The sequence below is a fragment of the Erythrobacter mangrovi genome, assembly GCF_013260645.1.
Classification (GTDB): domain Bacteria; phylum Pseudomonadota; class Alphaproteobacteria; order Sphingomonadales; family Sphingomonadaceae; genus Qipengyuania; species Qipengyuania mangrovi.
Genome location: NZ_CP053921.1, coordinates 643,254 through 666,350, shown reverse-complemented (window position 1 = coordinate 666,350; position 23,097 = coordinate 643,254). Strand labels below are relative to the sequence as shown.

The 23,097-nt window shown below is 63.5% G+C and carries 28 protein-coding genes; 19 read left to right on the top strand and 9 right to left on the bottom strand.

What is annotated here, in order from left to right; all coding sequences use genetic code 11:
* Positions 1 to 41: 41 nt before the first annotated feature.
* On the bottom strand, positions 42 to 1,511 hold the full coding sequence (locus HQR01_RS03425; protein WP_173212584.1) for an MFS transporter: 1,470 nt from the start codon (positions 1,509 to 1,511) through the stop codon (positions 42 to 44).
* Positions 1,511 to 2,371 (bottom strand): SDR family NAD(P)-dependent oxidoreductase, encoded by an 861-nt coding sequence (locus HQR01_RS03420; RefSeq protein WP_173212582.1) that lies wholly within the window; start codon positions 2,369 to 2,371, stop codon positions 1,511 to 1,513. The genes HQR01_RS03425 and HQR01_RS03420 overlap by 1 nt, the downstream gene beginning before the upstream one ends.
* Before the next feature lie 180 nt (positions 2,372 to 2,551).
* Here HQR01_RS03420 and HQR01_RS03415 point away from each other — a divergent pair, with 180 nt between their 5' ends.
* The 4 genes from HQR01_RS03415 to HQR01_RS03400 are packed head-to-tail and all read left to right on the top strand — an operon-like array spanning position 2,552 to position 6,600.
* A complete protein-coding gene (locus HQR01_RS03415) occupies positions 2,552 to 3,739 on the top strand; it encodes an acyl-CoA dehydrogenase family protein (RefSeq protein ID WP_173212580.1) in 1,188 nt (395 codons plus the stop codon).
* Between the two features lie 3 nt (positions 3,740 to 3,742).
* Positions 3,743 to 4,882, top strand: coding sequence for an acyl-CoA dehydrogenase family protein (locus HQR01_RS03410; RefSeq protein ID WP_173212578.1), 1,140 nt, complete (start codon positions 3,743 to 3,745; stop codon positions 4,880 to 4,882).
* A gap of 14 nt (positions 4,883 to 4,896) precedes the next feature.
* Positions 4,897 to 5,691, top strand: a complete 795-nt coding sequence (locus tag HQR01_RS03405) for an SDR family oxidoreductase (RefSeq protein WP_173212576.1) — start codon at positions 4,897 to 4,899, stop codon at positions 5,689 to 5,691.
* 12 nt (positions 5,692 to 5,703) lie between these two features.
* Positions 5,704 to 6,600 carry an SMP-30/gluconolactonase/LRE family protein gene (locus HQR01_RS03400; RefSeq protein ID WP_173212574.1) on the top strand — a complete coding sequence of 299 codons (897 nt, stop codon included), beginning with the start codon at positions 5,704 to 5,706 and terminating at the stop codon, positions 6,598 to 6,600.
* Here the strand turns inward: HQR01_RS03400 and gmk are convergent.
* The 3 genes from gmk to HQR01_RS03385 are packed head-to-tail and all read right to left on the bottom strand — an operon-like array spanning position 6,597 to position 8,252.
* Positions 6,597 to 7,259: a guanylate kinase gene (gmk, locus tag HQR01_RS03395; RefSeq protein WP_234030238.1), complete on the bottom strand. Its 663-nt coding sequence runs from the start codon at positions 7,257 to 7,259 to the stop codon at positions 6,597 to 6,599. The two genes, HQR01_RS03400 and gmk, sit on opposite strands and share 4 nt — an antisense overlap.
* 31 nt (positions 7,260 to 7,290) lie before the next feature.
* The gene (locus HQR01_RS03390) at positions 7,291 to 7,710 is read right to left on the bottom strand and encodes a hypothetical protein (protein ID WP_173212572.1); all 420 of its coding nucleotides are present in this window, start codon (positions 7,708 to 7,710) and stop codon (positions 7,291 to 7,293) included.
* 38 nt (positions 7,711 to 7,748) lie between these two features.
* On the bottom strand, positions 7,749 to 8,252 hold the full coding sequence (locus HQR01_RS03385; RefSeq protein WP_173212571.1) for an SspB family protein: 504 nt from the start codon (positions 8,250 to 8,252) through the stop codon (positions 7,749 to 7,751).
* 114 nt (positions 8,253 to 8,366) lie between these two features.
* On the opposite strand from HQR01_RS03385, the gene hisB reads away from it, so the two are divergent.
* The 12 genes from hisB (at position 8,367) to pal (ending at position 16,608) form a co-directional block, all read left to right on the top strand.
* Positions 8,367 to 8,960 carry an imidazoleglycerol-phosphate dehydratase HisB gene (hisB, locus tag HQR01_RS03380; RefSeq protein WP_173212569.1) on the top strand — a complete coding sequence of 198 codons (594 nt, stop codon included), beginning with the start codon at positions 8,367 to 8,369 and terminating at the stop codon, positions 8,958 to 8,960.
* The gene (gene hisH, locus HQR01_RS03375) at positions 8,953 to 9,579 is read left to right on the top strand and encodes an imidazole glycerol phosphate synthase subunit HisH (RefSeq protein ID WP_173212567.1); all 627 of its coding nucleotides are present in this window, start codon (positions 8,953 to 8,955) and stop codon (positions 9,577 to 9,579) included. Before hisB ends, hisH begins: the two co-directional genes overlap by 8 nt.
* Positions 9,576 to 10,304 carry a 1-(5-phosphoribosyl)-5-[(5-phosphoribosylamino)methylideneamino]imidazole-4-carboxamide isomerase gene (gene hisA / locus HQR01_RS03370; protein ID WP_173212565.1) on the top strand — a complete coding sequence of 243 codons (729 nt, stop codon included), beginning with the start codon at positions 9,576 to 9,578 and terminating at the stop codon, positions 10,302 to 10,304. The genes hisH and hisA overlap by 4 nt, the downstream gene beginning before the upstream one ends.
* Before the next feature lie 289 nt (positions 10,305 to 10,593).
* A complete protein-coding gene (hisF, locus tag HQR01_RS03365; RefSeq protein ID WP_234030237.1) occupies positions 10,594 to 11,364 on the top strand; it encodes an imidazole glycerol phosphate synthase subunit HisF in 771 nt (256 codons plus the stop codon).
* Positions 11,365 to 11,395: 31 nt separating this feature from the next.
* On the top strand, positions 11,396 to 11,710 hold the full coding sequence (locus HQR01_RS03360; RefSeq protein ID WP_173212561.1) for a phosphoribosyl-ATP diphosphatase: 315 nt from the start codon (positions 11,396 to 11,398) through the stop codon (positions 11,708 to 11,710).
* Positions 11,710 to 12,090 carry a histidine triad nucleotide-binding protein gene (locus HQR01_RS03355; RefSeq protein WP_173212559.1) on the top strand — a complete coding sequence of 127 codons (381 nt, stop codon included), beginning with the start codon at positions 11,710 to 11,712 and terminating at the stop codon, positions 12,088 to 12,090. Before HQR01_RS03360 ends, HQR01_RS03355 begins: the two co-directional genes overlap by 1 nt.
* A 73-nt stretch (positions 12,091 to 12,163) precedes the next feature.
* Positions 12,164 to 12,625 (top strand): YbgC/FadM family acyl-CoA thioesterase, encoded by a 462-nt coding sequence (locus HQR01_RS03350; protein WP_173212557.1) that lies wholly within the window; start codon positions 12,164 to 12,166, stop codon positions 12,623 to 12,625.
* Entirely contained in the window at positions 12,625 to 13,323 is a 699-nt protein-coding gene (gene tolQ / locus HQR01_RS03345) for a protein TolQ (protein WP_173212555.1), read from the top strand. The genes HQR01_RS03350 and tolQ overlap by 1 nt, the downstream gene beginning before the upstream one ends.
* Positions 13,324 to 13,800, top strand: a complete 477-nt coding sequence (locus HQR01_RS03340; protein ID WP_173212553.1) for an ExbD/TolR family protein — start codon at positions 13,324 to 13,326, stop codon at positions 13,798 to 13,800.
* A 3-nt stretch (positions 13,801 to 13,803) separates the two neighbouring features.
* Positions 13,804 to 14,613: an energy transducer TonB gene (locus HQR01_RS03335; protein WP_234030236.1), complete on the top strand. Its 810-nt coding sequence runs from the start codon at positions 13,804 to 13,806 to the stop codon at positions 14,611 to 14,613.
* Positions 14,610 to 16,004, top strand: a complete 1,395-nt coding sequence (gene tolB, locus HQR01_RS03330; protein ID WP_173212551.1) for a Tol-Pal system beta propeller repeat protein TolB — start codon at positions 14,610 to 14,612, stop codon at positions 16,002 to 16,004. The genes HQR01_RS03335 and tolB overlap by 4 nt, the downstream gene beginning before the upstream one ends.
* A gap of 91 nt (positions 16,005 to 16,095) precedes the next feature.
* Entirely contained in the window at positions 16,096 to 16,608 is a 513-nt protein-coding gene (gene pal / locus HQR01_RS03325) for a peptidoglycan-associated lipoprotein Pal (RefSeq protein ID WP_173212549.1), read from the top strand.
* A 68-nt stretch (positions 16,609 to 16,676) separates the two neighbouring features.
* Here pal and HQR01_RS03320 read toward each other — a convergent pair whose 3' ends face one another.
* A complete protein-coding gene (locus HQR01_RS03320) occupies positions 16,677 to 16,826 on the bottom strand; it encodes a hypothetical protein (RefSeq protein ID WP_173212547.1) in 150 nt (49 codons plus the stop codon).
* Positions 16,827 to 16,981: 155 nt separating this feature from the next.
* Here HQR01_RS03320 and HQR01_RS03315 point away from each other — a divergent pair, with 155 nt between their 5' ends.
* Together HQR01_RS03315 and HQR01_RS03310 are read left to right on the top strand one after the other, a co-directional pair.
* Positions 16,982 to 17,515: a J domain-containing protein gene (locus tag HQR01_RS03315; RefSeq protein ID WP_173216104.1), complete on the top strand. Its 534-nt coding sequence runs from the start codon at positions 16,982 to 16,984 to the stop codon at positions 17,513 to 17,515.
* A 126-nt stretch (positions 17,516 to 17,641) separates the two neighbouring features.
* Positions 17,642 to 18,979: a DUF418 domain-containing protein gene (locus HQR01_RS03310; protein ID WP_173212545.1), complete on the top strand. Its 1,338-nt coding sequence runs from the start codon at positions 17,642 to 17,644 to the stop codon at positions 18,977 to 18,979.
* A gap of 6 nt (positions 18,980 to 18,985) precedes the next feature.
* On the opposite strand, the gene HQR01_RS03305 is transcribed toward HQR01_RS03310, so the two are convergent.
* From HQR01_RS03305 to HQR01_RS03295, 3 genes are read right to left on the bottom strand one after another with little or no spacing between them, the layout of a single operon-like run.
* Positions 18,986 to 19,771, bottom strand: a complete 786-nt coding sequence (locus tag HQR01_RS03305; protein ID WP_173212543.1) for an SDR family NAD(P)-dependent oxidoreductase — start codon at positions 19,769 to 19,771, stop codon at positions 18,986 to 18,988.
* Between the two features lie 13 nt (positions 19,772 to 19,784).
* Positions 19,785 to 20,669, bottom strand: coding sequence for an ATP-grasp domain-containing protein (locus HQR01_RS03300; protein ID WP_234030235.1), 885 nt, complete (start codon positions 20,667 to 20,669; stop codon positions 19,785 to 19,787).
* Between the two features lie 4 nt (positions 20,670 to 20,673).
* Positions 20,674 to 21,939: a cystathionine gamma-synthase family protein gene (locus HQR01_RS03295; RefSeq protein ID WP_173212541.1), complete on the bottom strand. Its 1,266-nt coding sequence runs from the start codon at positions 21,937 to 21,939 to the stop codon at positions 20,674 to 20,676.
* A 400-nt stretch (positions 21,940 to 22,339) separates the two neighbouring features.
* On the opposite strand from HQR01_RS03295, the gene HQR01_RS03290 reads away from it, so the two are divergent.
* Positions 22,340 to 23,092, top strand: coding sequence for a DNA/RNA non-specific endonuclease (locus tag HQR01_RS03290; RefSeq protein WP_173212539.1), 753 nt, complete (start codon positions 22,340 to 22,342; stop codon positions 23,090 to 23,092).
* The last annotated feature ends 5 nt before the right edge of the window (positions 23,093 to 23,097 follow it).

Genomic DNA, 23,097 nt, shown 5'->3' with positions numbered 1-23,097 from the left:
GACCTTCTGGCCGCGCCAAGCCAAGATTCATTTGATCCGTGTCAAGGGTGCATCCCTTCGGCATCGGGATCCATCCGCGCCGCACCGCTCAGGATCGCGAGCCGTTGTTCGTGGCTGGCCCGATCGATAGGGAAGCGCCGCAGCACCAGCAGGCCGGTAAGTCCCACTGCGACCAGAACAATCGTATACGACAAGGCCAGGTTGCTGATGACCTGTGCGTCAACCTGCCCCGGCATCGCGCCGATCGGGAAAGACGACCAGCTGAGAATCTGGCCGGCCAGGAAGATACCCGCGCCCGTCGCGCATTTCTGCATGAAGAAATAGCCCGCAAAGAACAGGCCTTCGGAGCGTCGACCGGTCTCGGCCTGCGATGCTTCAACGACATCGGCCATCATCGAACTCGACAAGACCATCAGCGTGATCGCGGCGGTGTTGGCGAGGAACGTCATGGCGAACATGATGACGACCGAGGGGCTGTCCGGCAGGCCGGGGATCACCCCAAGGTAATAGCTCAGGTAAAGCGCGGCGCTGAAAGTAATCGAGATCGAACCGGCAAGGATGGCGGCTTCGCGCTTGCCCAGGCGCTTCGCGAGCGCAGGAATTGTCACGAATGCGGCCACCATGGTGACGAATAATAGCAGGCCGTAGGCGACCTTTTCGGTCTGGGTCAGGTGCCACACGAAGCCAAGGAAGTAGTTGGTCAGCGAGAACGCGATTCCCTGGTTCATGAAAGCGAACAGGGCTGCGAACACCAGCCACAGGAAAGCGCGGTTGGACAGCGTCTGCCGCATCTCACGCGCGATCGCGCGAAGTCCGCCCGAATGGCGGGGTTGCGGCGGGGATGGCTTGGCCACGCGCTTGTGCTGCCCAAGGGCAGATACCAGTACGGCTCCCGCCATCAGCACTGCGCCAGACAGAGCATAGGCGTAATAGCCATCGGGATCGGTCTCGCCGGCGGCCCTGAAGAAGACGCCATACGCAAGGATCAGGATCAGCAATCCGCCGGTCCATCCGAACAGGAAGCGATAGCGCATCAGGATCGTGCGCTCGTCATAATCGCCGGTGAGCTCGGGCACGAGCGCGACCGAGGGCACCTCGCACATCGAGACGAGCGAACGCACGACGATCGCCCAGCCAACCAGCCAACCAATCGTGAGGGCGGTGCCGCCCTCTGGTGGGCTCCAGAGCATCATCCACGCGATCGCCAGCGGGATGGGTGCGCCGTAGAGCCAAGGCAGGCGACGACCCCACCGGGTCTGGGTCCGGTCGGTCAGTTCGCCAATGACCGGATCGACGAAGGCGTCGGCAATCAGCGCGAACATGATCGCAGTGCCGACCAGGCCTGCATCGAGACCCACTACCTGGTTGTAGAACAGCAGCAGGAAGGTGGCGAAGCCGTTCTCCTTGATGCCGTAAGCGATCGAGCCGAAGCCATGGAAGATCTTTAGGCGTACGGGCAGGCGCTCCGCCGGGGGCGGTGCAATGATCGGTTCTGCTCCCGCGTCGGCCATCAGTTGGCCTGCGCGGCCTGTTTCATCTGTTCTTCCATGGCCTCGAGTGCAGAGAACATGCGCGGGGCTTCGGGATCCCAGCTGTGCCGGGGGCCGACGGTCAGGCCACCGTCCACTATCAACGAAGTGCCGGTCATGAAGCTGGCCGCTTCGCTGGCGAGGAAGGCTACGGCGTTGGCGATGTCGATCGGCTGCCCGCCGCGTGCCACCGGCTGAGCGTTCGACGACAGCTGGGCGATCGCGGCCTTGGCCATCTCTTTCATCTCACCGGTAATCTCCAGGCTGGAAGTGAAGATGTTGGTGTTGATGAAGCCCGGCTGGATCGCGTTCACGCGGATGCCGTGCTGGGCCAGGTCGGTCGCGGCGCATTTGGTCAGGTGCAAAACGCCAGCCTTGGCCACGGCATAAGCGGTCGGCGAATAGCCCGGCCCGACGGCCGCGACGCTCGATACGTTGACGATGCTCGCGCCTTTGCGGCCCTTCATATGCGGGACGGCATAACGGATACCCATGGCAACCGAACGCAGGAGCAGGTCCATCGTTCGATCCCACTCGTCGGGCTCGACCTCGGTGATATCGGCGCGCGCACCGCCGGCACCGGCATTGTTAAAGAGCACGTCGATGCCGCCGGTCTCGCTTGCCGCGCGGTCCATCAGCGCCTTGATCGCCGCCGGATCGCAAACGTTGCATTCGACGAAGCGCACGTCCCCTTCGGTATCAGCCGCTAGTTTCTCCCCGCCGGCGACATCGATATCGCTGGCGAATACGGTCGCTCCTTCGCGTGCGAAAAGCGCCGTCGTGGCCGCTCCAATACCTGACGCAGCCCCGGTGATGACGACCGTCTTCCCAGAGAATCGCATGCCTACTCTCTCCCCGAATTTCTCCGCGGCCAGCTTAGGGGAGCACATGGCTTCGTCAACGCATTCTGGCTGACGCTACGGCATTGCGAGGGATCGCAAGCACCCTTGCACCCCCCTGCCGAATCACCCTAACGTAAGCGTCAACATACCGCCGTTTTAGAAAGAGAGAGGATTCGGCTCATGTCCGACAGTGACCTGGACGCCTTCCGCGCGGAAACGCGTGCGTGGCTCGAAGCCAATTGCCCGCCCGAAATGCGCGAACCCGTTCGCGATGAGGACGACGTCTATTGGGGTGGCCGCAACGCCAAGTTCAAGAACGACGCTCAAAAGGCTTGGTTCGAAGCCTGTGTTGCCAAGGGCTACACGGTACCGGCCTGGCCCAAGGAATATGGCGGCGCCGGCCTTTCGCCGGCAGAAGCCAAGGTGCTGCGCGAGGAAATGAGCCGTATCGGCGCGCGTCCGCCGCTGTCGAGCTTCGGCATCTGGATGCTTGGCCCCGCGCTGCTGCACTTCGGCACCGAAGGTCAGAAGCAGCGCTTTCTCAATGAGATCGCCCGCGGTGAAATCCGCTGGTGCCAGGGCTATTCGGAGCCGGGTTCGGGCTCGGACCTGGTATCCCTGCAGACCTATGGCGAGGACAAGGGCGATCACTGGGTGGTCAATGGCCAGAAGATCTGGACCAGCTATGCCGACAAGGCCGACTGGATTTTCTGCCTCGTCCGCACCGACAAGGAAAACAAGTACCAGGGCATCACCTTCATGCTCTACGACATGGCCAGCGCTGGCGTGTCGACCAAGCCGATCCTGCTGATCAGCGGCAGCTCGCCCTTCTGCGAAACCTTCTTCGACGATGTGAAGGTGCCCAAGAGCTACGGCGAGGACGTTCCCGCCTATGTCGGTCAGGTCAATCGTGGCTGGGACGTCGCCAAGTACCTGCTTGGCCACGAGCGCGAGATGATCTCGGGTGCCGACGGCGGCGACCGCACCAGCGCGATCGGTGCAGCCATGCTGCGCCTCTCTGGCGAACTCGACCCGGTGCTGCGGGCCGAACTCGCGCAGTTCGACGTCGACGCCCTGGCCTATGCCGCGATGGGCGAGAAGTTCCTCGACGAGATCAAGGTCGGCAAGGCGCACCCCGCGCAGCCGAACATGATGAAATACGCCGGGACCGAGCTCAACAAGCGTCGCCATGAGCTGATGATGGCAGCCGGCGGCACTCGCGCGCTCGAATGGGACAGCGAGGAAACCGGCGGCGGCAAGCCATCGCGCAACTGGCTGCGTACCAAGGCGAACAGCATCGAGGGCGGTACGTCCGAAGTCATGCTGAACGTCATTTCCAAGCGTATCCTCGACCTTCCGGGAGCCTGATCGATGCCTCTGTATTACGACGACGACCAGGTGATGCTGGCCGAAACCGCCAACCAGTTCATGGGCGAAGAAGGGTCGATCAAGAACCAGCTTCGCCATTGGCGCGACCGCAATTGCAAGGATGGCTTCGGCCACGGCCTATGGAAGCAGTTCGCCGAAATGGGCTTCACCGGCATGCTGGTGGGCGAGGAAGACGGCGGACTTGGCATGGGCCAGGTCGAAGCGAACATCGTGCTCGAGGAAATCGGGCGCAACCTCACGCCTTCGCCCTTCCTGTCCTCTTCCGTACTCGCCGCGACCGCGCTCAAGCACGGCAGCAACGATGTGCGCGGCCGCTGGCTACCCGATCTCATCTCGGGCGATAAGGTCTACGCCGTCGCCATCGACGAAGGCGTCAAGCATCGTCCCGAACGCATCGCCTGCAAGGCCGAGAAATCGGGCAACGGCTTTCGCCTCACGGGCAAGAAGGACTTCGTGGTCTATGGCGCCAGCAGCGAGATGATCGTTGTCGCTGCGCGCACTTCGGGCAGCGATGGCGATGCCGATGGCGTGACCCTGTTCGCGGTCCCGCAGGATGCCGCAGGCATGAGCCACGACAGCGTGCGCCTGGTCGACAGCTCGATGGCCAGTCACATCACCTTCGACGGCGTCGAACTCGATGGCGACGCCGTGATCGGTGAAGTCGATGGCGGGCGCGAAGTGCTCAACGCCATGCTGATGGCGGGCCGGATCGGTACGGCTGCCGAAGGCGTGGGCGTCGCTCGCGGCGCGATGGACATGACCGTCGACTACATCAAGCAGCGCAAGCAGTTCGGTAAGCTGATCGGTGAATTCCAGGCACTGCAGCACCGCGCCGCGCATCTCTACTCCGAAGTCGAGATTGCCCGTGCGGTTACCATCAAGGCAGCACAACTGCTCGATGGCGGCAGCGAGAAGGCCGATTTGATGGCGTCGGTCGCGAAGGCCAAGGTCGCCAAGGTGGCGGGCCTTGCGGTGCGTGAAGGCGTCCAGATGCATGGCGGCATCGGCATGACCGACGAATACGACATCGGGCTCTACATGAAGCGCGATCGCGCGTTGCAGGAGTTCCTCGGCGACCAGTACTATCATGCCAATCGCGTTGCCGAACTGAGCGGCTACTGAGCGGGAGACTGTCGATGAACCTAGAAGACCTGTTCAGCCTCAAGGGGCGCGTGGCGCTGGTCACCGGCGGCAGCCGCGGTATCGGCAAGATGATCGTCGAGGGCTTCCTCGCGGCGGGGATCGAGCGCGTCTACATTACCGCGCGCAAGATCCACGAGATCGAGGAAACCTGCGCCGAGCTGGGCGACAAGGTGATCGGCATTCAGGGCGATCTTTCGACGCTCGGTGGGATCGAGGCGCTGGTTGACGAGCTGTCGCAGCGCGAAAGCAAGCTCGATATCCTGGTCAACAATGCCGGTGCGGCCTGGGGACTCGACTATCTCGAGTTCAATGAAGCGGGCTGGGACAAGGTCATGGACCTCAACGTCAAGACGCCCTTCTTTCTCACACAGAAGCTGCACGGTCTGCTGACTGCAGCCGCCAGCCCGGAAAAGCCCGCCAAGGTGATCAACATCACCTCGATCGACGGCCAGCGGATCAACCCGTGGGAGACCTATAGCTACCAGGCCTCGAAGGCGGCGCTGATCCACCTGACGCGGCGGATGGCGGCGCGACTGGTCAAGGACCATATCTACGTCACCAGCCTGGCGCCGGGGGCCTTCCCTTCCAGCATGAACCGCGCTGCCCGCGATCACGAGGCGGAAAGCGCGGCGGGAATTCCCAACAAGCGCGTCGGCGACAAGTACGACATGGGCGGTACGGCAGTCTATCTCGCCAGTCGCGCCGGCGACTATACCATCGGCGAAACCGTCACGGTCGACGGCGGCATCGTCAACGCGCATCTGCCGACGCACTTCGCCCAACCCTGATGGAGTAATCGCATGGCCCGAACCCAGCGCCTGGTCGCCGACGGCATCCATTTTGCCGAGGGACCGCGCTGGCATGACGGCCGGTTGTGGTTTTCTGACTTCTACGCTCATCGAATCTATTCGGTGAGTGAAGCGGGTGGGGACCTGCGTGTCGAACTCCAGCTCGACGGTGACGAGCAGTCCTCGGGCCTCGGATGGATGCCCGATGGCTCGCTGCTGTTCGTCAAGATGCAAGCACAGGAGCTGTGGCGGCGCCGGCCCGATGGACGGACCGAGCGACATGCGGACCTGTCAGGCATCGCTACTTTCTGGTGCAACGACATGGTCGTCGATGCCGAGGGCCGCGCCTATGTCGGGAATTTCGGCTTCGATCTCGATGCGGAACTTTCCGCACGAGGGCCTGAAAGCGTGCTGGCCGACCACCCGACCACACCGATTGTGCTGGTCGAAACCGATGGAACTGTCCGCCCAGCAGCCGGTGCGGAGCGATTCAGTTTTCCCAATGGCACGGTCATCACGCCAGATGGGAAGACACTGGTCGTTGGCGAAACGCTCGCTGCCCGTTTGACTGCCTTCGATATCGCGCAGGATGGTACATTGTCGAACCGGCGCGTTTGGGCGGAAACGGCACCGCACATCCCCGATGGTATCTGCCTCGATGCGGAAGGCGCGATCTGGATCGCCGACCCCCTGGCTCCGCGCTGCGTGCGTTTCGCAGAGGGCGGGGAAGTGCTCGAGGTGGTCGAGACCGAAGGCCTCAACTGCTACGCCTGCATGCTTGGTGGAGCCGAAGGGCGTACGCTTTTCACGCTGGTTGCCCCCAGCTCGCATCGAGAACACGCCAGCACCCAGAAGTCGGGGCGGATCTATGCGTGCGAGGTCGGTGCTCCTCGCGCCGGTCGGCCCTAGCTCATCAATTCTCGGACGAAGGGGATCAGCCCGGTCTGGCGCTGGCGCTTCATCCGCTCGGCGTCGAGGATCTCGCGAACCTTGGCGAAGCACGCGTTCACGTCCTCATTGATCACCACGTAGTCATAGGCGTCCCAGTGGCTGATCTCCGCCCGGGCACGTTCCATGCGCTCATCGATGACATCGTCGCTGTCCTGCGCGCGGCCTTCGAGACGGCGGCGCAGTTCGGCAATGCTCGGCGGCAGGATGAACACGCGAACCACGTCCTGCTGGTCCTTCTGGTAGAGCTGCTGCGTGCCCTGCCAGTCGATGTCGAACATGAAGTCCTGGCCTTCCTTCAGCGCCGCGCGGATACGCCCCTTCGGCGTGCCGTAGCGGTGCCCGAAGACATGCGCCCATTCATAGAAGTCGTCCTCTTCGACCATCCGGTCGAATTCGGCATCGTCAACGAAATAGTAGTGCACGCCATCGATCTCTCCCGGCCGCGGTGGGCGGGTGGTGACGCTGATGGAGAGTTTGATCTCCGGATCCGCCTCGAGCAGCATCCGGCTGATCGTGGTCTTGCCCGCGCCGCTGGGCGAGGAGAGGATGAACATCAGTCCGCGCCGCGCGAGGTTGGGGCGGGGGCTCTTGTCTTGGGTCTGTTCGGATTCGGCCATGTGCGCCTTTGGGGCAAGGCGCCTACGCAAATCAAGACTGCTCGTCGGGAAGCTGTGGCGGCAACGGTTCGTCTGCAGCCTGTTCGCCTTTCGTGCGTCTGGCCTTGCGGCGGTCGTAGAGTGTCTTCGCCACCGCTCCACCGCCAACAATGACGGCGCCGGGCAGTGAGCGGGTAGCGAGCTTTGCGAGGCCAAAGGAAAGGACGGTCTGGCCAAGCGTCTTGTTGGCGAGCACTTCGCGCGCAGCTTCGCTGCCATAACGCCCCCGCAGCAGGCCTTTTTCGACCGTGCGGCGCACGATGTAGGTTCCCGCGCGGATTGCAGCGTCTGCGAGGATCAGAGACGAGACCGGGTCTTCGCTGGGATCGCGCTTGTCTTCTTCTGGCCTTGCTGCGCGCCGATGCTTGCGTCCGATCGCCTTGCCCGCCGATTTGATGATGCGCTTGGCCATGCTCCGCTACCCCTCCCGGCGCGAGGCTGCGCCACTACCTACTTTTTGCGACCGAAGTCGATGCTCACGACATTCGAGCCGTCGTCGGCCCCCTTGGCCGCCCCGTCGTCGCCCTGTTCGGTACCGTCGTTCTCGGGATGTTCGGTAGGGGCGGGTGCCATGTCGGCCACTGTGGCCTGGAACTGCAGTCCGAAATCGACCGCCGGATCGACGAACTGTGTGATTGCGGCATAGGGAATGTCGAGTTCGGCAGGCACCTGGTTGAACGACAGGCCCACCGAAAAACCGTCATCGCGCACTGTCAGGTTCCAGAACTTGTTCTGGAGCACGATGGTCATTTCGTCGGGGAACCGTTCGCGCAGGTTCTTGGGGATCGTCACGCCGGGGGCGTGCGTCTTGAAGGTGATGTAGAAATGGTGCGCGCCGGGCAATTCCCCGCCGCCCGCTTCGATTTCTCCCAGCACCCGGCCTACGACTGCGCGCAGTGCCTCCTGCACAATCGTGTCATAGGGGATCAGGCTGTCGGGCGTATCGTCGCTCATGCGCGCCTAGGTGAAACCCGATGCCCCGCGGGTCAAGCGCTTTAAGCCTGACTTTACCCTTGGACGGGGTTCATTTTCTTGCGCGTCGACATGCTTGGCCTATAGGCCAACCTCATGCGAACAGGCCGTATCACTCGCGACACCGCGGAAACGAAGATCCTTGTCGAGGTCAATCTCGACGGTACCGGCACATATGATGTCGCCACCGGCATCGGCTTCCTCGACCACATGGTCGAACAATTTGCCAAGCATTCGCTGATCGACGTGATCATGAAGGTCGATGGCGACCTGCACGTCGACCAGCACCATACCACTGAAGATAGCGCACTCGCGCTCGGCCAGGCGCTTTCCGCCGCCCTTGGCGACAAGGGTGGAATTGCGCGCTACGGCAGCGCCTATTCGCCGATGGATGAGACGCTGGCGCGGGTCGCGCTCGACATTTCGGGGCGACCCTACCTGGTGTGGAAGACGGGATTCAGCCAGGAAAAGCTCGGCGAATGGGATACTGAGCTGATCGAGCACTGGTTCCATTCGGTTGCCCAGACCTGCGGGCTGACGCTGCACGTCGAGCTGCTCTACGGCACCAACAACCACCATATCTGCGAGGCGATCTATAAGGGCTTCGCCCGCGCGATGCGTGCGGCGGTGGAAGTCGATCCACGCAAGGGCGGGGCCATCCCCAGCACGAAGGGGCAACTCGGTGGCTGAGGTCGTGGCCCTCGTCGATTACGGCGCGGGCAATCTGCATTCGGTCGAGAACGCGCTGCGCAAGGTCGGGGCCGAAGTGAAGGTCACCGCCGATCCCGATGTCATACGCGCGGCGGACCGCATCGTCCTGCCGGGCGTGGGCAGCTTCAAGGCGTGCGCTGAAGGATTGCGGGCGACCATCGGGGTTGTCGAGGCCATGCATGAACGGGTCTTCGTCGGCGGCGCGCCATTCCTCGGCATTTGCGTTGGCATGCAATTGCTCGCCACGCGCGGTCTCGAGCACGGGGAGACGCCCGGCCTCGACTGGATCGACGGGACCGTAAGGCTGATTACGCCGACCGACACCTCGGTGAAGGTCCCGCATATGGGCTGGAACGATGTCGCGGCGCTTCCGCATGCGCGCGACCATGAAGTGATCGCTGCGGGCGAGGCCTATTTCCTCCATTCCTTCCATTTCAAGGCACGTCACCACGACAATGTGCTGGCCATGACCGATCACGGTGGTGGGCTTGTCGCGGCGGTCGGGCGCGACAATATCGTCGGAGTGCAGTTCCATCCCGAGAAGAGCCAGGCCTACGGGCTTGGCCTGCTGTCGCGTTTCCTGGAGTGGGCCCCATGATCGTCTTTCCCGCAATCGACCTCAAGGGTGGCCAGGTCGTGCGCTTGGCCGAAGGCGATATGGATCGCGCCACGGTTTATGGCGACGATCCCGTTGCCCAGGCACTGAGCTTTGCCGAGGCCGGCGCCGAACACCTGCACGTCGTCGACCTCGACGGAGCCTTTGCCGGGGAAAGCCGCAATCGCGAGGTTGTCGAGCGGATCGTCGAAGCATTCCCGGGCTACGTCCAGCTTGGCGGTGGCATCCGCAACCGTACCGCGGTGGAAGGCTGGTTCGATCTGGGCGTGGCGCGCATCGTGATCGGCTCCGCCGCACTAAAGGATCCGGAGTTCGTCAAGGACATGGCGCGCGAATTCGAAGGCGGCATCGTCGTCGCGGTCGACGCCAAGGATGGCATGGTCGCAACCGAGGGCTGGGCCGAAGTGTCCGATGTCGGCGTGGTCGACATGGCGCGACGCTTCGAGGACGCGGGCGTTGCCAGCTTGCTGTTCACCGACATCGGTCGCGATGGCCTGCTCAAGGGCGTCAATATCGAGGCGACCGTCGACCTTGCGCTGCAAGTCGATATCCCGGTGATCGCCAGCGGTGGGGTCAAGGGTCTGGACGACATCCATGTGCTGTCGCTCCATGCGAAGGACGGGATCGAAGGCGTCATCACCGGGCGTGCACTTTACGACGGCCGGCTCGACCTGGCGGCTGCGCTGGCAATGGCGGGACGGGCATGAAGGTCCTTGCTGTGTTGGTCCCGCTGGGCTGGTGGGGTCTGTTTTCTTGGGTGCACGCTTACGAACTAGCAGTGGTAGCGGCGCTAATTTCTTTCATCGGCTTTGCCGCCGCGCGCCTTGCTGTGTGGCGTTTTCGGCTGCCGGGTGCGTTGGGGTTTGCAGTACTCGCCGCGGTCATCTCGCCTCTCGTTGTTGGGTTGAGCATCAATGGCTGGAACGCCATATTTCCGTCATCCCCATGCGTTGGAGACGACTGTGTGAGGATCACAGCACAACGGGTACCCAAATCGTGACCGTCCGCATCCGTGTCATTCCCTGTCTCGACGTCGCCGAGGGGCGCGTGGTGAAGGGTGTCAATTTCGTCGATCTCAAGGACGCGGGCGACCCGGTCGAGCAGGCGCAGGCCTATGATGCGGCCGGGGCTGACGAACTCTGCTTTCTCGATATCTCGGCCAGTCACGAGGGGCGCGGGACGCTGCTCGATATCGTCCGGCGCACGGCGGAAGTGTGCTTCATGCCGCTGACCGTTGGTGGCGGAGTTCGCAGCGTCGAGGACGCGCGCGCTTTGCTGCTCGCCGGGGCTGACAAGGTTGCGGTCAACAGCGCGGCGGTTGCGCGGCCCGAGTTGGTTTCGGAAATCGCCGAGAAGTTCGGCAGCCAGTGCGTCGTCGCCAGCGTCGATGCGCGCGCGGCGATCAGCGGTGACATCCGCGGTTGGGAGGTGTTCACCCACGGCGGGCGCAAGGCGACGGGGATCGATGCGGTGGAACATGCCGTTCGCCTGGCCGAACTGGGCGCGGGCGAACTGCTGGTAACCTCGATGGACGCCGATGGGACCAAGGACGGGTATGACGTCGACCTGACCAGGGCTATTGCCGATGCGGTTTCGGTGCCTGTGGTGGCAAGCGGGGGTGTCGGTACGCTCCAGCATCTGGTCGAGGGCGTGACGCGCGGCAATGCCAGCGCGGTCCTGGCGGCATCGATCTTCCATTTTGGCGAGCACACCATTGCTGAAGCGCATGCAGCGCTTCGAGCAGCGGGGTTGCCGGCTCGTGGTTGACCCGTCCCCGCGGACTGAACAGAAGGGCCCGATGGATACACTAACGCGCCTCGAGGCTATTATCGCCGCCCGGAAGGGCGCAAACCCTGCATCCAGCTATGTCGCTCAGCTCAACCATCGCGGCCTCCCCGTGATGGCGCGCAAGCTGGGCGAAGAGGCTGTCGAGGCGGTTACGGCCGCGCTGGCCGGCAGTCGCGACGAGTTGGTGGGCGAAGCTGCCGACGTCCTGTTTCACCTGCTCGTCCTGCTGGGGGCCAAGGACGTATCGCTGGCCGAAGTGCTGGCCGAACTCGATCGGCGCGAAGGCACTTCGGGCATTGACGAGAAGAATTCGAGGAACGCCTGATGCCGATCGACCCGACCCTGCCCTACGATGACAACAACATCTTCGCGAAGATCCTGCGCGGGGAAATCCCCTCGACCAAGGTGTACGAGGATGAGTGGGCCTATGCCTTCGAGGACATCAATCCGCAGGCGCAGGTCCATACGCTGGTGGTTCCCAAGGCACGGTATGTCAGCTGGGACGATTTCAGCGAGCGGGCGAGTGCCGAGGAAATTGCCGGTTTTGTTCGCGCGGTGGGCAAAGTGGCGCGTGACAAGGGGCTGGTTGAGCCCGGTTACCGCATGATGGCCAATATCGGCCCGCATGGCGGCCAGGAAGTACCGCACCTCCATGTCCATATCTTTGGGGGGCAGCCGCTTGGCCCAATGATCTGGCGGCGTTGATCGCCCATTTTGCTCGCTTCGTCGTTTGCCATTGCCGGGGGACTCGGCGCTCGGCTAGAGCCTCACGCTACACATGACCTTACCCCACCCTCCCGACGGCGTCGTTGACGGAAGCCGCCATCTCTATGCGGTTCGCGTCTATTACGAGGACACCGATCTTTCGGGCATCACCTACCATGCCAACTACTTGCGCTGGTTCGAACGTGCGCGCAGCGATCTGTTGCGCCGGCTCGGCATCGACCAGCGAGCGGCGATCGAGAGCGGCGGCGGCGCCTATGCAGTGTCCGAACTCTCGCTCAAGTACCTGCGCCCCGCGAAGCTCGACGATGACGTGTTGATTGATACGCGTTGCGTGGATCTGCGTGCCGCCTCGTGCCGGATGCATCAGAAGGCATTCAGGATCGGCGGGGCAGGCGACGAATTGTTGGCCGAGGCACATTTGCGCGTCGGCTTCGTTTCCCCCGAAGGCCGGCCGATCCGCCAGCCGGAAGAATGGCGCGCAGCCTTTGCGCGCTTTGGCATTCACGAGGACTGATGACGATACTAACCCTTCTCGCCAGCGTTGCCCCCACCAGGCTCGATCCCATCCACCTGTTCCTCGATGCCGACATCGTGGTGCAGACGGTCATGGCCGGATTGCTTCTCGCCAGCCTGTGGGTGTGGATGATCATCGTCAGTTTCAGCCTGCGCATGGGCACGCTGCGCAGCCGAACCATCCAGTATGAAGCCGACTTCTGGCAGGCGGAAAACTTCGACCGCTTCATGTCCGAACGCGGCAAGAAGGACATTCCCGCCGCCCGGGTGGCGCAGGCCGCGGTAGAGGAATGGCGCCGCTCGACCAAGACCACCGTGCGCGATCCCGACGCGCTGCGCCAACGGCTTGCCGTCGCGATGGACAGCCAGATTGCGCTGGAGGCGGACGATATCGCCGAACGGCTCAACTTCCTCGCCACCGTCGGCTCGGTCGCGCCCTTCGTCGGCCTGTTCGGTACAGTGTGGGGCATCATGAACAGCTTCTTCCAGATCGGGACGCAGGGAAGCTCTTCGCTCGCGGTCGTCGCGCCGGGCATTTCGGAAGCGCTGTTCGCCACCGCGATCGGCCTGTTCGCAGCAATCCCGGCGGTGATTGCCTACAATCGCTTCAGCCACCGGGTCGATCGCTACGAAGCGCGCCTCACGCGTTTCGCCGACAAGCTTTCGGCGACCTTCAGCCGCCAGCTGGAGGCGCGTTGAATGGCTATGGGGCTTGCCTCGGGCGGCAAGCGGCGACGCGGTCGTCGTGGCGGGCGGCGGCCGATATCGGACATCAACGTCACCCCCTTGGTCGACGTCATGCTGGTGCTGCTGATCATCTTCATGGTCACCGCGCCGCTGCTGACTGCGGGCGTGCCGATCAACCTGCCCGACAGCAATGCCAATGCGCTGTCGCAGGAGGCGCAACAGGTCACGATCAGCATCGACCAGGCGGGCTATGTCTATATCGACGATACGCAGGTACCCGTGGGCGGCCTGCCCGACGCGCTGGCCGCTCTGCCGCGTGTGGGCGATGGGCCGGACATCACGCTGCGGGCCGACCGCGCGCTCGATTATGGCCGGGTCATGGCGGTCATGGGCGAACTTAACCGTGCCGGGCTCAACCGGATTTCCCTCGTAACGAACAGCGGGGCAGCACCGGCGCCGGTCAACACCGGTTCATCTGGCGAGGAATAGCCGATGGCCATGGCTGCCCAGACACTACGCCACGAGGAACGCATCGGACTTGCCGTCGCGGCGGTCCTGCATGTGGCGCTGGTGGGGGTGCTGTTGCTTCAACCGGCCAATCGCGAGGCGATAGCCGAGCCGCAACGGATGACGGTGAGCCTTGCCGAAGACGTCGGGCTTGAGGCGACCGCACCCGATCCGGTGCCTGAAAGTCGCGCCGCGACTGCGCCGACGCTGTCCGATGCCCCCGTCCCGGCACCGGCCATCCCGCAGACCGAGCAGCGCGTCGCCCAACCGCCCACACCGAGCGTCAGGCCGCCTGTACCCGCACCCACCGCAAGGCCGGATAGCCGCGAGCGTCGTCGCCCCGATCCGTCGCGTACGCAGGCTGCGCAAAGCAGTTCGCAGAGGAGCGGCGGTTCGCGCTTGAGCGACAATTTCCTCGAAGGGTCGGGCAGCAGTTCGACCACCACTGAAACGCGGATCCCCGCGTCGCAGATCGGGCCGAGTGCCAAGGCGTCGGTGGTCCAGGCCCTGATCCGCCAGATCCGGCCGCACTGGTCGGCACCCCAGGGCGTCGATGCGGAAATGCTGGTGACCGAACTCGATTTCGATCTTAATGAAGACGGCAGCCTGCGTGGGGCGCCACGTATTCGAGCGCAAAGCGGGGTCACCGATTCAAACCGGCCGCAGCAGTCGCTCCATGCAGAACGTGCCATTCGGGCCGTCCAGCTGGCGGCTCCGTTCAAATTGCCGCCCGAGTACTACAATGCCTGGAAGTCGATCCGGGGCGCCCGTTTCGATAGGAACCTGTCACGATGAACAAACTTGCCTTCGCCCTCACTCTTGTCGTCGCGATGCCGCTGGCAGCGCAAGATCAGGACCTTGGCCAGCCGGTCGAGGAAGGTGGTGACGTCGAGACGATCGAGGAAGGGCAAGCTGAAGAGGGCCTGTCCTTCACCGTCACCGACGAAACGGCGTGGCGGGATCTGGGCATCGCCATTCCCAGCTTCGCCACCGATGCCGACGTTGCCACCCCTGCCAATTCGAACGGCACCGCTGCGCTGGGCAGGGAACTCGCGCGGGTGGTCCATAACGACCTGCGCAACAATGGGTTGTTCAAGCCGACGGGACCCGATGCGCTCCCTCAGCCGCGCTTTGCGGAGATAACCGCGCCCAGCTTTGCGACCTGGACGAACCGCGGGGCAGAGATGCTCGTCCACGGCTATGTCCGGGCGCGCGCCGACGGTCGGCTGACGGTCGGCTGCTATCTCTACGACATGCAGTTGCAGAGCCAGCTCGTGCGCGAAGGCTGGATCGTCCAACCCGCCGACTGGCGCCGTGCGGCGCATAAATGTGCCGACCTGGTCTATTCGCGCCTGTCGGGGGAAAGTCCCTTCTTCGACAGCCGTATCGCCTACATCGCCGAGACCGGGCCGAAGGATAACCGGACCAAGCGGCTGGCGATCATGGACAGCGACGGGGCCAACCATCGCTTCATCACCACCGGCCGTTCGACCGCGCTGACCCCGCGCTATTCGCCCGATTACAAGAAGCTGTCCTACCTCAGCTATGTCGACGGTAATCCGCGCATCTACGTCTACGATATCGGAACCGGTCGCCAGACGCTGGTGACGCAGAGCGCCAACCCGACCTTTGCCCCGCGCTGGAGCCCCGATGGTCGGTGGATCCTCTATTCGATGGCGGTGAACGGCAATACCGACATCTACCGGGTTCCTTCGACCGGGGGCGAACCGCGCCGGCTCACCGACACGCCGGGCATCGATATTGGCGGATCCTATTCGCCCGATGGCAGCCGGATCGTCTTCGAAAGCGACCGCTCGGGCAGCCAGCAATGCTATGTCATGAATGCCGACGGATCGAACCAGCGGCGCATCAGCTTCTCGGGCGGGCGCTGCGCCACGCCCGAATGGAGCCCGCGCGGCGACCAGATCGCCTTCACGCGCATCGCCGGCGACTTCAATATCGCGGTCATGAGCCCGTCAGGCGCCGGCGTGCGCGCCCTGACCAATGGCTGGCAGGACGAGGCACCCACCTGGGCGCCCAACGGCCGCATCATCCAGTTCTTCCGCACCGAACGGAACAGCGGTAAGACCTCGTTGTGGCAGGTCGATTTGACCGGCGAGAACGAGCGCCGCCTGCCGACACCGGTCGACGCATCGGACCCGGCCTGGGGACCGATCCTGCCGTGATTGCATTGATATGGAAGTGAAGGGACCAATTGGGGGTGCATTCGGGGGCAAACCGAACTCTCAACGCTGTTTGAAAAAGGGGACAGCCGCTATGAATACCCGCATTGCAACAAGCTTGATGCTCGCTTCCACCATCGCCCTTGCGGCGTGTTCGAAGAAGGCACCGGAAGAACTGCCGCCGCCGCCGGTTGAAACCACGGCCCCGGCGCCCACTCCGGCACCGTCGGGTCCGGGCGTCGGAACACAGCAGCATTTTTCCAGTGCTGTCGGTGTGGCCAATACGGTCGTCTATTTCGACACCGATCGCTACAACATCGACGCCGAGGATTCGGCCAAGCTGCAGGTACAGGCGCAGTACTTCAGCCAGTACCCGAACCTCAACTTCACCATCGAAGGCCATGCCGACGAACGCGGCACGCGCGAATACAACCTCGCGCTGGGCGAACGCCGCGCCAATGCGGCGAAGAACTACCTTGTTTCGATCGGTATTCCGGCAAACCGTATCCGTACGGTAAGCTACGGCAAGGAACGCCCGGTGGCGCTGGGTTCGAACGAAGCGGCCTGGGCGCAGAACCGCCGCGCGGCCACAATCGTACTCAACTGATCGCGGAAAGAAGAAGGGCTCCCGTCACGTGGGAGCCCTTCATTCGACCGCTGTCGGGGAGGGTTTGATCAGCGGTCGATGGAGAACGCGGTAAGGGGCGCCTTGCCGGTCAGGGCATGCGACGCGTCCGCCTGCGCGGTACCAACGGTCGCGGACAGCGCAAACAGCGCTGCTGCGATCACCGAGATCGTCGCGGAAAGGGTCAGTTGCTTGCTCATGTCCAGTCTCTCGAAAGGGGCTTGATAGCGTCTATATATGAACAGTTCGTTGCATTGCAACATTTCATATTGAAACTTATTCCTCATCCTTGCGCGAATTGCCAGCATCCCTAGATTGACCGCTATGCGTGACCGACGAACGACATGGGCGATTCATGCCCAAGCCTAGCCGATCAATGGACTGGGGCTTTCCCCGCTGGCGCGGCTATGGCTCGTCGCGTGAGGCGACGCAGGTCCGTATCTGCGACCGCCACGGCTGTGACCAGAAGGGCGATTGCCCTGCGCCCAAGGCGCCCAACAGCCGTGACCGCTGGTATTTCTGCCAGAAGCATGCAGCCGAATACAATTCGAAGTGGGACTACTTCGAAGGACTCGACAAGGCTGAGCGCGAAGAACGCGCCAAGGCCGAACGCAGCGAAAATGCTGGCTATGCCGAAGCGCAGCACTATGGCTGGGGCGGCAGCGGTGACGGTTCGCGCAGCCAGGACGAAATGCGCGCGCTCGACCTGCTCGAACTCGAAGCGGATGCGGATTTCCCCGCGATCAAGAAGGCTTGGCGGGAGAAAGCCAAATTGGTTCACCCCGACGTCAAGCCGGGCGATGCGGCGGCTGCAACCGAGTTCCAGAAGCTCCAGCTGGCCTATGAAGTGCTCAAGGCGGCGGAAGACCGGCGCGAGTGGAGGGGCTGAGGGGCAAGAGCGAATTGCTCAGCTTTCAATTTTGACGTAGCTTCCTCGCGCGGCTTCGGGGAACCGGGGGCGGAGCCGCTGGGCAGAGGGTCGCGGCCTGAGCCAGCCTCGGGGAGGAGACTCCCTATGCCAGAGATTGCCGCACCTGTTGCGAAGGGCGATCGCATCGATTCACTCGATACCCTGCGCGGGATTGCCGTGTTCGGCATCCTGCTGATGAATATCTCCGCCTTCGGCCTGCTGTGGCAGGCCTATGGAAACCCCTACGCGGCGGGCGGCTCGACCGGGCTCGACCTCAAGCTGTTCGAGATCATGAACGTCGGGTTCGAGGGAACCATGCGCGGCATCTTCTCCATGCTCTTCGGTGCCGGCATCGTGCTGATGGCGGGGCGACTTGAGAAGTCAGTCGGCGGACTGAGCGCGGCGGATGTGCATTTGCGGCGCATGTCATGGCTGATGCTGTTCGGTGTCATCCACTGGGCCCTGCTCCTGTGGACCGGCGAGATCCTGTTTGCCTATTCGCTGTGCGGCTTTGTGCTGTTCTCGTTCCGGAACATGATTCCTCGCTACCAATTGGCGATCGGCGTTGCCGCCTTGCTGGTTGCGGGCATCATGAACAACAACAAATACGAAGACGTGCGCGACGCCTATGCCGCTGCAGCCACGGCAGAGGCGACGCAGGCCGCGGGGACCGAACTGACCGACGAGCAGCATGCCGCAATCGCGCATCGCGACGAGCTTGCCGCCCACCAACTACCCAATGAAGACACGACCGTGATGATGGAGGGCTGGCATTCGGGCAGCTACCTCAATGCGGTGCGGTCGCAGTTCGATTTCAGCTATGACTTCCAGTGGACCGGCCTGCCATACTGGCTGTTCTTCGACATGATGCCATTCATGCTGATCGGCATGGCCCTGCTCAAGCTGGGCGTGTTGTCCGCCAGCCTGCCTGCCCGCAGCTATGCGCTGATGCTGGTCGTGGGCTATGCAATCGGCATACCACTGGGGCTCTACGAACTCGGCATACTCCAAAGCGGGCAGTATTCGACGCTGGTGGCGGAGGAGGCCAACCGCACCTACCAGATCAGCCGGCTCGCAATGGTCGTCGGCCATATCGGGCTGGTCCTGCTGGTGGTGAAGCTCGGCTGGCTGCGCTGGTTGCAGCGCGGTTTTGCCGCCGCGGGGCAAATGGCGCTGACCAACTACATCGGCCAGACGCTGATCTGCACCATGCTGTTCTACGGCTTCGGCTTCGGCCTCTATGGTGAGTTGACGCGCTCGCAGCTCTACCTGGTCGTGCTGACCATCGCAGTGGTCGAGATGTTCATTTCGGTCCTGTGGCTGCGCTCGTTCCGCTTCGGGCCGCTCGAATGGCTGTGGCGCTCGCTCACCTATTGGCAGCGACAGCCGATGCGGATCGGCGGAGGTGCCCCGCCGCGGGCGCCAGAGCTCGCCGCCGCCTGACGCTGGTCAGGTTTTCTCGATGGCCGTGGTGGGATTGTCGTTCCACCACGGCGCGTCGCGATAGGGGCGGATATCGGTCTCGAAAGTCCAGGCGCTGCGCGGCTGGTGGGCGATGTGCCAGTAGGTTTCAGCCACTGCCGCAGGATCGACCAGCCCGTCTTCGCCCATCTGGTCCTTGAAGGCTTCCCAGCGATCGCCGACCATCTTGCCCAAGGTGTCGGGCGCGTCGACCGCGGCGTCGATCAGCACATGCGCGACATGCACGCCTTGCGGCGCGAACTCCGCATTGAGGCTCTGGCACAGCATCCGCCGCCCGCCCATCGCCGCGGCATGGCTGGCCTGGCCCGCATTGCCCCGCATCGCGGCGGTGGCGGAGGTCACGAGGAAAGCCCCGCGCCCGCGTTCGGCCATGCGCGGCAACAGCGCACGGGCGAGCCGATAGGGCGCGAAAGTCGCGAGCCGCCAGCCCAGCTCGAACATCCGAGGCGTGGTTTCTGCCAGAGGGCGATTGCCGATCTGTGCGCCGAGATTGAACAGCGCCCCCTCGATCGGGCCGATCCCTCGCTCGACGTCCTCGACGAGGTCCTCGATCGTGTCGGGCAGCGAGGCGTCGATCAGCCTGCCGCTTGCCTTGCCGCCCGCATCGGTGATCGCATCGACCAGCCTTTGCAGCCCCTCTTCGTCAGAGCGTCGGGCCAACACCGCATGGTAGCCCCCGGCGGCAAAGCGCTTGGCGGCGTGACCGCCGATCCCCGCACCCGCGCCGATCACGAGGAAAACCTTGTCCGCCATTCCGCTCTCCCTTTCAGAGTCGGGCGAGGATAGCCTTCGCCAGAGTTTCGCCCAAATGCGGGCCTTGTTCGGGATAGAGATAGGGCTCGATCATCTCGGCTTCCATGACTGCGAGCTCACCCGACGGCAGCCGCGCCATGTCGATCCGGCAATAGAGCGGCGCGGCAAAGGGCAGCGCGGCCACCACCGCCTCGGCGGTCGCCAGGTCGACGGGCGAGGGGGCGAAGTCATGCTCGCTCCCCCCATAGAGCGACTGGATCCTGTACTCACCTGCCGCCGGTCGCTTGAGCACGCCGTGGCTGAACGCGCCGTCGATGAAGACGAAGGTATACTCGCCTTCCTCCGGCACACTGGCGAGGAAGGGCTGGACCATGCACGGCTTGCCCATGCGCCAGCCATTGTCGGGCAGGTTGTTGCGCGTGAAGCTGAACTGGCCAAGCGCGCCCGCACCCACCTGACGCTTCACCACCACGCGGTCGGTGCCGAAATGCTCCATCGCGGCGAGCACGCCTTCACGGTCGACATCGTCGAGCCACAGGGTCGGCACAGTCACCGCACCGCGCGAGGAAAGATCCTGCAGGTAGCGCTTGTCGACATTCCAGCGCACCACATCGGGCGGACTTTGCACCGCGATGCCGCGCGCCACGAGCTCGTCGAGCCGGGTGAGGAACTCTGCCGGGTGATCCTGATAGTCCCAAGCGGTGCCCAGCAGCACCAGCGCCATCCCGTCGAAATCGGCCAGCGGCGAACGCCAGTCGATCTCGAGCAGCTCGAGCCCGGCCTCGGCAAAGGCCGGGCGCAGCGCCGCCACCTCGATATCATGCTCGTACGCGTCGCCGCGCCGCACGCCTGCGCCGGGCAAGGTCTCGGCGCAGGCCAGGAAGCCGATGCGGGTCATGCGCTCAGACGTGCTCCAGTGCCTGTTCGAAATCGGCGATCAAGTCGTCGGGGTCCTCGATACCGATGCTGATGCGCACGAGGTTGTCGGTGATGCCCAGCGCGGCCTTGCGTTCGTCGGGAACCGAGAGGTGCGTCATGCTGGCCGGGTGGCTGGCCAGCGTTTCGGTGCCGCCAAGGCTGACCGCCAGCTTGGCGATCTTGAGGCTGTCGAGGAAGCGGAAGCATTCCGCCTCGCCGCCCTTGAGCAGCAACGAGAAGGTCGAACCCGCGCCAAGACAGTGGCGATCGTAAATGTCCTGCTGCCGCGCATCGGTGATCATGCCGAGATAGCCGAGGCCCGCGACCTTGGGGTGCTTGCTGAGATAGTCGCAAACCTTGGCCGCGTTCTCGCCCGCACGCTGCATTCTCAGCTCGACGGTTTCGAGGCTGCGGCACAGCATCCACGCGGTATTCGGGTCGCAGATGCCGCCCATGGTGTTGCGCAGCATGCGGACCGGATCCATCCACTTCTTCGCCCCGGCGATGCTGCCCGCGACGAGATCCGAATGGCCGCCGACGTATTTGGTCAGCGAGTAGGCCACGATGTCGGCGCCCTGATCGAGCGGGCGCTGCCACAGTGGGCCGAGGAAGGTGTTGTCGATCGCGATCGGGCAATCGGCGCCCAGCGCGGCATCGCGTGCGGCCTTGACCGCTTCGACGTCGACCAGTGCATTCGTCGGATTGGCGGGGCTTTCAAGGTAGATCATGCAGACCTTGCCGCCCTGTTCGTTGGCCTTGGCCTTCGCCTTGGCCAGCACCGCGTCGATCTCCTCGCGCGTTGCCCCTGCGGGGAAATCGACATAGCTCACGCCGAACTTGCTCAGCCACTTGGCGACGAAGCCTTCGGTTGCGGCATAGAGCGGGCCCGAATGGACGATCACGTCGCCCTGCGCGGCGTAGGTCAGCAGCAGCACGCAGATCGCGGTCATGCCGCTGGAGAAGCTCAGCGCATCTTCGGCCCCATCCCAGATGGCGAGACGGTCTTCGAGGATTTCCTGATTGGGCGCATTGAAGCGCGAATAGACCAGCCCTTCCGCGCCGCCCGGACGCTTGCCGGTGATGCCTTCGAAATGGCGCTTGCCGTCGGCTGCACTGGGGAAGGCAAAGGTACTGGTGAAGAAGATCGGCGGCTTGAGGCTGCCTTCGGAAAGTTTCGGGTCGAAGCCAAGGCCCATCATCAGTGTGCTGGGTTTGAGGGGGCGGCCATTGATCGAATTGGCGTCGCTCATCGCGCGAGCATCCTTCCTGCGTCGTCGCCCCCAGGAAGGCGGGGGCGGTTGAAGCTGCCGGGGCGCCCGTTCCTAACCTCCGCAGGAACGCCTCTCCACCGGGAGCCGCTATCGAGCGATCTCATATGTTGGACCGAAGTTGGTTTCAACTGCGACGATTCCGCCAGGATGGAACACATGGAACAGGGTCCTGGAAAAGAAAAAGCGGAAGGGCGCGGGCAGGGCATTCGGTCGGGCTGATGGGATTGTGCGTACGACTGCATGGGGCGCGGTTTATCGAGCGCAGGGGCGGTAGGAAACGAGTGATGACGTTACGGCATCGGGCGATTTGGGCGAATCCCTACAATATCGCTGTGGGTCGGCAGGCGTATGAGGTCGGCACCAGCGACAGGAGGCTTGAATGGACGACCCCTTCCAGATGCAGCGCGAACTTCGCTACGGGGCGCCGGTCTGCGACCAGATCCTGGCCGGGCGGTACTTTACCATCGGCTATTCCTGGTACTTCCGGCAGGCCAAGTGGACGCTGGAGATCGTCCGGCGGGGCGGCAAGGAATTCATGCCCGATGTGTTCAAGAAGTCCGAGCGGCTCGACAACTTCCGTGCCGACGTCAGGCTGCCGCATCGATTTCGGGCTTCGCTGGCCGCCTACAAGGGTAGCAATTATGATCGCGGGCACCTGGTGGCGAGTGCCAATTCGATCCTGCGGAGCATCGAGAACAGCGAGTCCTTCCTCCTGTCCAACATGTCCCCGCAGACGCCCGCGTTCAATCGGCAGGGCTGGCGCAAGCTGGAAGAGGAGGTGCGCAAACTCAACGACCGTGACGAGATACTAGAGGTCTATGTCCTCAATTGCCCGTTTTTCGACTTTACCAAGCCGCTGGAGATTATCGGCGACAAGGCGGATGCCTATGGGATCAACATCCCGGTACCGCACGGCTTCGTCAAATCGGTGCTTGCCGAATATCACACCGGCGAGCTCAAGCTCTGGACCTTCCTCATGCCCAACGCGAAGATCCAGAAACCGCTCAAGGACTATCTGATCAAGACCTATGATGCCGAGCAGCTGATTGGCGGACGGTTCTGGGATCGGGTTTCCGGCGGTGACATGCACAAGGCCAAGGGCGGCGACGGGCCCATCGAACCGATGTGGTAGGGGCC